General features: G+C 35.4%; 9 protein-coding genes. 4 read left to right on the top strand and 5 right to left on the bottom strand.

All coding sequences use genetic code 11. The features are described 5' to 3' along the window. Positions 1–401: 401 nt before the first annotated feature. Positions 402–3989 carry a bifunctional 2',3'-cyclic-nucleotide 2'-phosphodiesterase/3'-nucleotidase gene (locus QUG14_RS20195; protein WP_289342228.1) on the bottom strand — a complete coding sequence of 1196 codons (3588 nt, stop codon included), beginning with the start codon at positions 3987–3989 and terminating at the stop codon, positions 402–404. A 271-nt stretch (positions 3990–4260) separates the two neighbouring features. Here QUG14_RS20195 and QUG14_RS20190 point away from each other — a divergent pair, with 271 nt between their 5' ends. After that, on the top strand, positions 4261–5157 hold the full coding sequence (locus tag QUG14_RS20190) for a LysR family transcriptional regulator (protein WP_289342227.1): 897 nt from the start codon (positions 4261–4263) through the stop codon (positions 5155–5157). A gap of 320 nt (positions 5158–5477) precedes the next feature. Here QUG14_RS20190 and QUG14_RS20185 read toward each other — a convergent pair whose 3' ends face one another. After that, a complete protein-coding gene (locus QUG14_RS20185) occupies positions 5478–5594 on the bottom strand; it encodes a YjcZ family sporulation protein (protein WP_289344195.1) in 117 nt (38 codons plus the stop codon). A gap of 1029 nt (positions 5595–6623) precedes the next feature. Here QUG14_RS20185 and QUG14_RS29780 point away from each other — a divergent pair. Beyond that, positions 6624–6743 (top strand): D-arabinono-1,4-lactone oxidase, encoded by a 120-nt coding sequence (locus tag QUG14_RS29780; RefSeq protein ID WP_353961080.1) that lies wholly within the window; start codon positions 6624–6626, stop codon positions 6741–6743. Between the two features lie 599 nt (positions 6744–7342). Here QUG14_RS29780 and QUG14_RS20180 read toward each other — a convergent pair. After that, entirely contained in the window at positions 7343–7510 is a 168-nt protein-coding gene (locus tag QUG14_RS20180; RefSeq protein ID WP_289342226.1) for a hypothetical protein, read from the bottom strand. 253 nt (positions 7511–7763) lie between these two features. Here QUG14_RS20180 and QUG14_RS20175 point away from each other — a divergent pair, with 253 nt between their 5' ends. Then, positions 7764–8243 carry a RidA family protein gene (locus QUG14_RS20175; protein ID WP_289342225.1) on the top strand — a complete coding sequence of 160 codons (480 nt, stop codon included), beginning with the start codon at positions 7764–7766 and terminating at the stop codon, positions 8241–8243. Between the two features lie 91 nt (positions 8244–8334). Here the strand turns inward: QUG14_RS20175 and QUG14_RS20170 are convergent, their stop codons facing one another. Next, positions 8335–8817 (bottom strand): HEPN domain-containing protein, encoded by a 483-nt coding sequence (locus QUG14_RS20170; protein WP_289342224.1) that lies wholly within the window; start codon positions 8815–8817, stop codon positions 8335–8337. Positions 8818–9406: 589 nt separating this feature from the next. Next, positions 9407–12082 carry an Ig-like domain-containing protein gene (locus QUG14_RS20165; protein WP_289342223.1) on the bottom strand — a complete coding sequence of 892 codons (2676 nt, stop codon included), beginning with the start codon at positions 12080–12082 and terminating at the stop codon, positions 9407–9409. A 575-nt stretch (positions 12083–12657) separates the two neighbouring features. Here QUG14_RS20165 and QUG14_RS20160 point away from each other — a divergent pair. After that, entirely contained in the window at positions 12658–13143 is a 486-nt protein-coding gene (locus tag QUG14_RS20160; protein ID WP_289342222.1) for a sigma-70 family RNA polymerase sigma factor, read from the top strand. Positions 13144–13169 lie beyond the last annotated feature (26 nt).

The following is a 13169-nucleotide window of genomic DNA, read 5'->3' as shown; positions in this document are numbered from 1 at the left end:
TTATTGTCGAGGAAATAGTTCGCATTCTTCTAATATTCTTTAAAAATCTCCAATTTAAATAGTTTTCTACAACTACCGACGGGTTCTTCCAAAATAGCGTGTTAATTAAACGTTTGTGTAAAAATGGCATGAATCCCATTATCTAAAGCTTTTTCTCTAAATCCACGCAAAATAATTGTAAGAAAAAAACCATCAGAACCGTCCCCATTGTTCGTGCCTAACCTTTAAAATAATTGTCGAGGACTAGTGTATCTAATTCCGGTAATGTCAAAAGAACCTCAAAATGGGCTAGATTGTTACATGGTAGTTGAAGATAAATATCCTTTCTCATTAAAAAAATAACCCCAGATATTGGGGTTATTGAATGATCGATAATATATTATTCTACTACTCTTCTTTCATTAAGGAGTAGTTGTTACTTTTTGAATTCGTCCCTCAACTACGTAAACGAAAGGTTTTGGAAGTGATTTAACATAATCTACTGTTGCTTCTAGATCTTCTGGACCTACTTCTAGATTAGTTGAAAGTACACCAATACCATATTTGACATTTCCGTACATATAGTTGTTCACAACAACTGAGTATTCTTTGTTTGGATCGATTTTATTACCATTTGGTAAAACGATATCTACCACTTTGTTCGTTGCAGAATTCCACGTATATTTAAATCCAGCAATATGGAAATCAAGACCTTTATCAGTAATTTGATTATTTAATACTATCTCGATATCTGCACCACTAAGTAATACTTTATTTAGTACGTTTCCAAATGGTTGAATGGCAAATAAGTCACCAAACGTAACTTCACCAGCATCAAGTTGTGCTCGAACTCCACCACCGTTCATCATTGCAAAGTCCGCATTCATTGAAGCTTTCATACCGTCAGCTATTAAGTTTCCAATTGCAAAATCGCCGAAAGTATCTATAGATGGATAACCTTTTGGTAAAGTTGCCATCGAATCTCCAACGATTTCTGCTTTAATTGGAGCAATTAAATCTTCATATTTCTTCATAATCGCAGAAACTGTAGGATCTGGTGTATAGTCTTTTTGGTATACAGTTACCACTTCAGCGTCCTTTTTAACGATTTCTCCAGTTACTGCATCCAGCTCTAAATCAACATCTGAAAATGCAGAGCCATAAGAATAAGCTTGAACGATTAATTTATTATCTACTTCCTTATCAACATATACGTGATTATGAGCTGCAAAAATTACGTCTACTTCATCATCTACTTTTTCTGCCATCTCAGATGCATCAAATAGATCTGCTTTACCTGTTTGAAGTGTAGGATTATGCGCTAGAACGACAATCGCTTCAATTCCTTGTTTTTTAAGAATATCCGTATACTGATTAATTGATTCAGCCTCATCACGGATTTCAAGTGTTTCATTTCCTTTTCGGACAATCATTGTTGGTGTTTCTTGTGTTACAACACCGATGAAACCTATCTTTTTACCATCTACTTCTTTAATTGCATATGGTTGTGTGATTAATTGACCAGTTGAAGTATCAAAGGCATTGGCAGCAATAACTGGAAAGTTCATACCATCATACCCTTTTGTACCCTTCGGATGTTCACCGCCATTAATCATACGCTTTAATTCTGTAATACCTTCATCAAACTCATGGTTTCCAACAGTTCCCACATCAAAGCCCATTGCTTCCATTACTTCAACAGTTGGTTCGTCTTGGAATGCCGCTGAGATTAAAGGACTACCACCGATCATATCTCCCGCGTGAACAAGTAAAGTATTTGGATTTGATGCTTCACGTTGCTTCATAGCAGCAGCTGTGTATTCCATGCTACCAGCTAATACATCCTGCCCATCAAGTTTTACTTTTGTATCTGTATCAAGTTGTCCATGAAAATCATTTAAGCCTAGTAATTGCACTTTAATGTTTTCTTTAGGAGCTGTGCCTAAATCATATTTAAAAATACCAAAACCTGCATGATCTGTTTTATTTGTAAATGAGATTTTACTATTTGTATGAATATATTCTTCCGCTTTTGGTGAAGTTGTGAAAGTTACGTTAACATTACCGTTAACCTGTGCAATCGACCAGTTATTGTCGGCAGTTGGCGTAATTGTTTTCATTTCAGAAATGTAATCCATTAAGATTTGACGATTTTCATCAGCTGAGTCAACAACAAGTTCACTTCCTTTAACACCTGGGAAGTTCCCCCCGCCACCAGCACGATAGTTATTTGTAACAACGATGAATTCCTGATTTAAATCTATTGCTTGGCCGTTATAAGTTAAATTCACTACACGACTAGATGCACTATTAACTAAATTTCCGTTCACATCATATCTTGCTGGTTTGGTTACATCGATTTGATAGTTTACACCGTCAATCACATCGAAGTTATAAACAGGGAAAGATGGATTTAATAAAGCTTGCTCTTCTGATTTATTTGGATCTATTTGATTAAATTTACCGGCAGTCATTTCAATCCATTCTTTGACAACTGAACCTTTGACTTTTACTGCTTTTAGCGTATTATCATATAGATATAAATCGCCTGCACTTCGAATCGTTAAATCACCTTTTTTAATCTCTGTGTATTCAGCAACTCCATTACGTCCAGCTTTAAATGGTGCTCCAACTGATAAAATCGGTAAGTTTTTATATTCTGGTTTCTTTTCAGCTACATATTTCTCTACAAACCATTTTTGTGCATTTGTAACAACTTGAACGGAAGGATCATCTTGTACCAATGAAAAATAACTATGAATATCATCTGTAGTTGATCCAATTGGTGTATTCACATAGTTAACAGTTGCATCATGATTTTGTTTAATCGCATTAACTATTTCTTGATCAGGTGCTACTGTACTTTCTGTTTTTGTTTTACCTGTAACTGGGTCTTTCACATCAACCCAGATTTCACGAGTTGAAGATTGTGAGTTTAAAACAGTCCATTTCCCTTTTTCTTTTTTAAGCGTTAGGTCAATTAATCCTAAAGAACCACCACCGTAACCTGCTTGTACAGCTGGTACACCATTGATTGTACCTTTTGCATTATCAATGCCAGGTAAAGGCTTTTTATCTGAACCTAAAAATAATCCATCAAGCATAGATTCTGATTTAGCTGGGAATACTTTATGTGTATGAGAGAATGTAATTGCGTCAATACCAGGAACTTCACTTAACGCATAAATTACATCTTCTGTATTACCTTTGTTCGCACTAAAGCCTGAATGTGTCATGGCTACAATAAGATCTGCTCCGTCTTCTTTCATTTCTGGGATGAATTTTTTAGCCGTTTCAACGATGTTTTTAGTGACAACTTTGCCTTCAAGATTTGCTTTATCCCACTCATTAATTTGAGGTGGAGCAAAGCCAATGAAACCGATTTTTATTACATGTTTCTTACCTTGTTCGTCAACAATTTTTTTATTTAGAATCTTATACGGATTAAATTTGTTTTTATCATTATCAGGATTATTGTCATGATCATCAACGAAAACGTTTGCATTGACATACGGAAAATTAGCATCATCGTATGCTTCGTCCAAAAAGTCTAATCCATAGTTAAATTCATGGTTTCCTAGTGTTGCCATATCATAGCCCATTTGATTCATGGCTTTAAATACAGGATGAACTTCACCGTTCTTTAAAGGATCAATTTTTGCTTCATAAGTTCCTAATGGAGTTCCTTGAATTAAATCCCCATTATCAACTAGAACATTATTTTTTATTTCATTACGTGCTTCTTTTACTAATGTAGCTGTCTTTGCTAGTCCTACTTTCTCATATGCAGCATCTTTATAATAATCGTAGTTTAAAAGATTCGCATGAATATCTGTTGTTTCCATAATACGGAATTTTGCTACGTCTTTCTCATCTGAAGCTAGCACATTCACCGATGCAACCTCATTTGGTGCTGCAAATGACTGTGTATTAAGCAAAGGCATACTGAATAGAGATACGGCTAGTGTCGCTGATAAGGCTTTCATTGTTGTGCGATTCTGTCTATTCATCTTTATTCCCCTTTAATAAATTTAGTAGGATATTACAAAAAACTGTTCTTTCATTTGCTAAATGCTGTTGTGCTGCTTATTTCGCACTCTCACCTTGTAATTCTTGTATCTTAGATTAATCTTCAGATATTTTATGGCGAAATTAGCGAAATCTTAGTCGGAAACACAATCAACACCTCTATCAATATACTTTGCCTTCAAGTAAATATAAAGTGAAAATAAGTGTGATATAATTGATTTATTTTCACTTAATAGAAAACGGAGTGAAGATATGAATATATTACAACTGGAGTATGTAATTGAGGTTGCAAAAACAAAATCATTAATTAAGGCTGCCGAGAATCTACATTTATCTCCTTCTGGTATTAGTAAAGCCATATCCAATCTAGAATCAGAACTTCAAATGAAGATTTTTAATCGTTCAAGATTGGGTGTTGAGCTTACAGAAGAAGGTAAATTTATTGTCAGTAAAGCGCAAGAAATTATGTTAAAAGTAGAAGATATAACCATTTTTGTAAATCAAAATCTTAATCCAGAGCATGTCAAAATATCAATATCTGCAAATCCTAATGCTATGTTTATTGTCCCTAGCGCGCTTAAAACATACAAAAAAAATTATCCAAATAGTCAAATAGAGATTTTTGAAAAAAAACCACATGATATCTTATCTGATGTTTTAACGGAAAAGAGTGTTTTTGGTATTACAGTATTTACTGACGAACTTGTAGCTTCTCATCCAGAATTAGAATTTGAGACAATTCTCGAAGGGGGTACAGTTTTATGTGCTAGTAAAAATTCTCCACTAGCCTATTTGGAGAATTTACAAGTTGAGGACCTTGCTAATCAATCAATCATTCTTTTTGAAGATCCTATTTGGTCGGGATTTGTAAATGAACTATTTGACTATGTTCCTAATATGAATATTTTATTTACAACAAACAATGTGAACGTTATTTCCGAAGCAGTATCAGAAGGATTGGGTATTGTTTTCTCCATGAATTTACTATTAAGCAAGGTCGCTGCTATTCAAAATGGAAGTGTTATTACAAGACCATTCAAGCATCCAAGTCAACAGCGTTTTTCCTTTGGAATCGTTCGATTAAAACGCAAGAAATTATCCGAACATAGCAAACTATTTATTAAAGCTTTTAAACAAAATATCATATGAGGGAATGTTCTCAAATGAATATTCACATCATTTGGGGTTATTTTTCGTTCCTTATAAAGGTAAAGTTATATTCTGCATTAAATAGATATGAAGGTCCTATTGCTGCTTATTGAGCTGCATAAAAAAAAGCTGCATAGATTGCAGCAGGTTTTAAAAGTCAAATGATCGGAAACTGAATCGTTAGATAATAATAACTAGGCAAAAGATAACTAACAGATCAGTGTAATTTTAATAAAATCTGAAGGAGGACATTCAATGACATATCGAATTGTAAATATAATACAAATTCTACAAGGAGAGACCTTAATAGGTCCGCTCTTTTAATCGTAGAAAGCACATGCACCAATAATGATTAATAAAATAAACAACACGATTATAATGATAAAACTATCGCAACCGCGTGTTTGAACACATGGTGCCGCGTAGCCGTAATGCATTTGAGGCTGGGGAAGTACATTAGCCCCCATAGTATGTGACGGAATCATATTATCCATTGTAACACTTCCTTTCATTTGCATAGAGAGCTAGTATGCCAATACACTATATAATACACACGGAAAGGAATTTCGAGCCCGTCTAGATAAAAAAATATGAGTTCATTATTTTTATGATCCTAAAGTTCCGTCATTTCCTTTATCTATTAACATATTCTTCATTTCACCCCAAATCTTACTTTCCATTATTCTTGCAGTCTCTTTATAACAGATGGATTTTCACTTTAATAATCTTGCGCTAATGCCTTCGCTGATGATGTTCCTGGCAAGTGCCTTATCATATCCCCAATCTAAACATTGTGTCGTTTTGCTCTCCGAAAGGCTATTTCTTAACAAGTTATTTTCGTCTGCATTTGTAAATATTTAACCGTTTATGAAGGTTCCTGAAAACATTTCTTAAAAAATGTTATAATTCTCGACAAAAAATTTCCCGGAAAACAATCTACGACAAAGCTCGAGAAATAGGAAGCACATAAATAACAAATTGGAATAAGTTAAAAAAAGGTAATTATAGTTTATAATGTCCATATAATAATAATTAGAAAATAGCTCCCCTCTTCCACATCACTAACTGCTTCTCTGAAATTTCCTGTTATGGTTCATTTTCTTTGTAATACTGACCAACTTTCCAACCACCTACTAATCTTCAACGAAAATCAAGAAGGTAAAGGACCTATTACTACGGCATATTTTCCGCAAGAATACATTGTCTATACAATTAAAAGATAAGAGGTGTTTCAAAAATGGGACTTTTATCCCTTATCCTTGGTTGTTTTGTTATTTACTACGTGTATATAATTTGGAATGATTTCCAATCTGGTAAATCTTCTAGGAGATCATTCTCTTCAACTGAACTGAAAACTAGAAATGATATTGATAGATATAAAGAAATGCAAAAAATTAAATATGAAAAACGAAATTGATAAATGGCCATTAAAAAAAACATATTAAAAGCCATCAGAACCGTCCCCATTGTCCCACATTGTCCCACAACAAATATACCCAAAATGGAATACCTTCCTTCATATACGAGAAGAACTTGATCCTGCTGGATTGTTTTTAAATGAGTATTTGTGCAGCTTTTTGGCGTAATAATGAGCAATGAAAAGAAAAGCTACAATATGTCTTCTTTCTAGTTATTTTGGTGTAAATTCTCAAAAACGACACCCATGATTGCGCTTTCATGGACGAACTATATAGAAATCGAAGATAGGAGCCAGAAAATATGTCATTAAAATCTAAGATTCTATACAGTTGGCATGAATTAAGAAAGAACTATCATTTGGAGTTACTTAATAGTTGTCTCGATCATAAAACAAAAGATAAATTAAATAATAAATATGAGTATCATAAGAAGAAAGTAAACCAATTAATATCTAATAAAGTATCTTTATAGGTGCTTTTTTTGGTTTTGTCTGAGGAGAAATGCACGTCCTTATTAGCGGAAAGTCCTTAGAAATCACTACCTATTAGGAATAGTATTCTCCCAAAACGGACTTCGAAACCCCAGAAACCATCTCGCCAAGGCCTGCTATGAAGCAACAAGCTATGGAAAGACCACTCCAAAGATTCACTTCTACTATATAAAAAATGGTAGTGCTAACCAATGCCTTGGTCCGCACTACCAATCTTAGTATGTTTTTATTATTTGAACCGATTTACTATACTAGGAACCAGAACTTTAAAACAAGTTATCTTGCTGTAACATCCTTTACGGCATTGGAAATACGGTCAACTGCTGCTTTTCCAACATCTTCAACAGTATCAATAACATTTTTTGCTGCATCGCCTGTTGCTTCAACCCCACGTTTTGTCATGTTGCGTCCCCGGTCATTGGCAGATTGATTTTGCTCAGTCATTCGTTAATCCTCCTTAAGAAAGTATCGATTCTAGTTTTAGAAATTGTTATTTTTTTATTCATGCTTCAATAAATTGCCGTGAGAACCGTCCCCATGGTCTGTTTAATCTTTACTTCTACTGATACGATTTCTTCACCGTGCATCATTTTTAACATGTTTTTAGAAGGATTTCTGACAACGCCTCTTGAATATAAGGAGTAAATTACTATTTTAAAATCTACATAAAAAAAACAATTTTGAGAGGAGAAAGAAATTGAATAACATAGACCAACGTTTACAAGATTTAGGTATCGAGTTACCGGAAGCAACTGCACCTCTTTACCATTATGTACCAGTAATGATTCATCAAGGTGTAGCTTACATTAGTGGACAAGTACCTAGAATAAATGGAGAAGTTCCTTTTCAAGGTAAAGTAGGTAGAGATGTTACGATTGAACAAGCTCAGGAACTAGCAGAGATATGTGTGCTAAAAGGGCTTAGCAGTTTAAAAGCTGCAATTGGCTGCCTTGACAAGGTTGAACAAGTATTAAAAGTTACAGGCTATGTTCAGACTGCACCTGGTTTTTTTGAACCATCAAAAGTTCTTGATGCTGCTTCTGAATTATTAGATAAGATTTTTGGAGAGAAAGGACATCATGCTCGCACAGCTGTTGGAGTAGCGGAACTCCCTAGTAATACTCCGATTGAGATTGATTTTATCATTGCAGTAAAACAAGAGGATAGAACCAGATGATTTCTTAGCAAGAAGCATGGGGACGGATCTTAATTCTAACTCAACGGAACGCCCCCCCTCCCCCCGCTAGGCACCTACATTTAGCCTTCTCTTAAATTCTATTTAATTCATTTAAATATAGTTTTAATTTCCGAAGTCCATTTTCTACAAATTTATAATCTTCTGCTGTATAGGAAGAAACAGAATAGGAATCAAACTTTTTAGAGTATGACGGATACCTTAAGTTATTGTGTAACCGCTGATAGTTAACATCGCCTAATATCGATACAAATAACTGTTGTCTAATCGAATTCCGTAAGTTTTCATCTGTTGAAATAATCTCAAGCAGAAATTCAATGGCATCTTCTAACGAGTGGTTTCTGTTCCGCTCTCTAAAGTATGGTAGATTCGGATTGACCAGTGTGAAAATTTTAGATCGAATGTATTTTTCCATCGCTTGAATACAGAAATACATGGCATGTTTGTATTCTCCATTTTTATAGAGTAAATTCGAAACTTCTTCATCTTTTTTAGCTAACACTTCATATTCATTTGAAACCTCAATTTTGTGCTTCATCATCCCAAGCTTTTTCATCGTCTTCATCCTTCAAGATATAACTGAGACTATTTTACCACGAATATATAATTTTGAAGGTCAAAACTTGGCTTTTAATTAACGGGGATACCAAATCCAGGCATTCCTTTTCAGATGAAAAAAGATTCGTTGCTATTGCCCCATCTAGATATAGATGGGCCTCCCCGCCAGAGGTAGTTGTGTATAATCAAATTACTATCAAAAAATAGATACCATTACACCTCAAGATTCTCCCCTTTTCAACACCTTTCGCCCTAATTAAACGTTTGATTAAAGCCCCGCAAACCCTTTTAAAAAACGAACTTTACCATCATTTCAAGAGTATTTATTGTCGAGGAAATAGTTCGCATTCTTCTAAAATTCTTCAAAAATCTCTAATATAAATAGTTTTCTACAACTACCTACGGGTTCTTCCAAAATAGCGTGTTAATTAAACGTTTGTGTAAAAACAGCATGAATCCCATTATCTAAAGCTTTTTCTCTAAATCTACGCAAAATAATTGTCAGTAAAAAGCCAGCAGAACCGTCCCCATTGTTCATTGTTCATAAAAAAAACTGTCGACATTTGGATTTGTCGACAGTCATGTTTTTAGTTCGTTACTAGTTTAATAAAGTCTCCATGTACCCAACCAGTAGTTTTAGAATTTGGCAGATTTACTTGATACCAGCCATTTTGTATAACAGGTACTCCGTTAGTAGTAACAAGATTTAAATAGGATCCGTTACTAACACTAGCAAGGATAGTATTACCTGAATCAGCTGCGGTACTACGAATATTTAAGGTACCACTTTCTAAATCTACTTGTGCTAAGTTTTGAATCTCTAAATATTCACCATTAATCCAGCCAATTTGACCATTAACACTTACTTTATACCAACGGTACGCATAATTACCAGATGATGTCGGATCGTATAAAACATCTGTATTATACCCTAATACGGTTACTGTTGTACCTTGGGAAAGCTTACTTATAAACGTTGATGCTAAAACATATGGTATAGATCTAAAATTAACTGTTGGTGTATTGACAACTTTTGCGTTTATCCCACTAGGGAAGCTAATAACAACATCTTCCGGATAAGGCAGTCCAGCTGGAATATCTCGTACCATTGGAGGTGGAGCAATGGTAGACATGCCTGATTCTTTCGTATTGGAATAATAGGAGCTATCATATCGCTTCATACTTTGCATGAGATTCGCGATTCCATTTTTCCAATTTGGATCTGTGGCATAATTTACATTCATCCCGATTAAATTAGGTCCCTCGTACCAAATACCAGACTCATTAAGATAATCAACTCGAATCTGATAGGCTACTCGAAAAATACTATCCTCTACAGATTGGAAGTAATAACCGCAAGTGAAAGGGCAAGGATCATAAGCACCATATCCATAAAGGTTATTCTTGTAACCGATTAAATCAGAACCGCCCCAGCCTGTCTCCCAAATAGCATGTGCGACTAAATATTGTGCGTTTACACCATATCGATTCTGAGCATCAATAAACGTTTGCGCATACTTTTTAAAGGGACTATTAGGATGATTTTTAGAATCAAAGAAAGTAACGATATCATTTGCTGTAATATTAGCCGGTTTCATCAGATTTAATAACAGATATGGATTGCCGTTATTAATCGTAATACTTGCAGTAAGGGTATTACTTTTTCCACTTTTACCCGTTTCTTTAATCGTAAGAGTATGCGATCCATCTGTAAATTGTGTTGTATCTAATGAGTATTCGAAACCAGCATTAGAATTAAAGTATTCTGGGAAGACTGTTTTCACGTCAAGGCGCTCAAAACCATATTGAGCATTTCCAACCAATTTTCCATCCATAAATACTTCAATTTTTTCAACACCACTACCATCTAAGTACCATCCACGGATCGTTGCTTTTCCTGCAATGGTTGAACCCGGTTTTGGAGAATCAATAAAACCCATTGTCGGTAAATGGTCAAGATTTTGTATACTCACACTACTTTCAAACTGTTTCGTTGATCCGTTCTTCGATGTAGCTTTAACCGTTATCATGTGTGTCCCATTTGAATAGTTTTTAGTGTCAAGAGCGTACTCATAACCCGAATTGGCGTTATTATATTCTGGGTAGAATTTTTGGACGTCTAAGCGAGAGAGACCATACATGGCTTGTCCGACAATTTTTCCATCCACTAAAACGTCAACTCTAGCAATCCCATCATCGTCTAAAAACCAACCACGTATAGTACTAATCCCATTGAGAATGGAACCTTTCGAAGGGGCATCCATAAATCCAACTAACTCCAAATTCACAGCATTTTTGACATTTACACTAATGCCTTGAAGTTCACTACTGGCTCCATTTTTACCCGTTTCTCTAACAGTAATAGAGTGCAACCCATTAGAAAGCTTAGTGGTGTCAAGAGCAAACTCGTAACCTGCATTCGCATTTTGATACGCTGGTAAAACGTTTAGAACATCTGGACGTGGGCTGCCGTACTGAGCCTGCCCAACAATCTGTCCATCAACCAAGACCTCCACTTTGGAAACACCGCTAGCGTCTAGAAACCAACCACGTACATTCGTAATGCCCGTAATCGTTGATCCATTCTTTGGTGTGTCCATAAACCCAACCGTGGGCAAATTTTTCACGTTAACGGTTTTGGTTTGAAGTTCAGTCGAAGAGCCACTTTTTCCAGTCCCTTTTACAGAGATAGCGTGCGTACCATTTGTAAGTTTTGTGGTATCAAGAGCAAACTCATAACCCGCGTTTGCATTTTGATACTCAGGAAGAACTTTTAGAACATCAGGTCGAGAACTGCCGTACTTTGCTAGCCCAACATTCTTTCCATCAACAAAGACTTCAACTTTTGAAATACCACTGAAATCTAAAAACCAACCTCTCACATTGGTGATTCCATTTATGGAAGAATTAGCAGCAGGTGCATCAATATGACCAATTGGAGGTATATTTTGCACATTTACTGTTTTTCCTTGTAATTGCAGAGTAGATCCAGTTTTTGACGTGCTTTTAACAGAAATGGAGTGCGATCCATTGCTAAGTGACCTGGTATCAAAACTAAATTCATAACCCGCGTTTGCGTTTTGGTATTCAGGAAACATAATGTGTACGTCTGAACGAGGACTACCATATTTAGCTTGGCCGACAACTTTTCCATCAACGAATACCTCTACTTTGGAAACCCCGCCGTTATCTACTATCCAACCCCGAACATTGATAACTCCACTTACAGTTGACCCTGCAGATGGTGAGTCAATGAATCCCATAGGTTGAAGGGGCGTACCGTTTGCTAGTACCTTACCATTATTAAAAATTATTAGAATAGTAAAAATAGCAGCAAACAGTATATACCTGTTTACTTTTTTGATAATGTTTATTCACCTCCGAGATAATCTATAAAACTAGTAATAGTAATACAATGTAAATTTTATCAAAGATAGTCGAAAAATGACAGAGTATTGAATTTTTCAGAGCTGATTTTCACCAATATAATTTTGCCATGGGGACGGTTCTCGCGGCCCTTCTCCTGTTGAATGTTTCAATGATTACCGCTCCCGACTCCTACCATAACTGAGAAGCTTACTTACCAAGATTCCCGAGAGAAAAAGGCCATTAGAACCGTCCCCGCGGTCCTTTATTTACATCAAAATTAACTCTTATACTTATTTAAAAATAAACGAAATTTTGAGTTACTGGTCCCAATTTGAAGCGAATTTCGCCCTGTAAATCTATTTTTCTATGTGAAATTCAATTTTCTGTGATTCGAATGTTTTCTATGAATGGATTATGGTAAGGCTACCTAGGAATATATCGGAAGCGCGCTGCCTGAAGGGCCATATCAGTGGAGAGCTTTGACGAATTAGTTGTACAGTATCAACCAATGATTCATAAGATTATCCAATCCTTGCACATTTATAGAAATCAAGATGAATTCTATCAGACGGGGTTAATTGGACTTTGGGAAGCTTCACAATCCTACAATGAAGGAAAAGGCAGGTTTTCGAATTACGCCTACTCCTATATGAAAGGAAAAATGTTAACGCAAATGAACCAAGACAACCAGTATCAAGGAAAATATATTCTTTCGAATAAGGAAGCCTGGGAAAATATCGAAGGCCAGGAGTCTCTTTATCTCGAGAAGGAAACCTTTCAAACCTATTGCGATGGTCTGACTGAGAAAGAAACAACATGGGTAATCGCATTCTCTATTGAACAACTAACAATTAAAGAAATCGCGGAAAGGGAGAAGGTGTCATTATCTGCTGTTAAGCAATGGAGGTCCGGGGCAATAAGAAAGTTAAAAGAAAAGGTTGATTCGCTTAATTAACAGAATTATTCCTATTCAGGCAGTTT

The sequence above is a fragment of the Neobacillus sp. CF12 genome (genome assembly GCF_030348765.1).
Lineage (GTDB): Bacteria > Bacillota > Bacilli > Bacillales > Cytobacillaceae > Neobacillus.
Note: the sequence above shows the minus strand (reverse complement) of the source record. Positions and strands in the feature narration are given on the sequence as shown.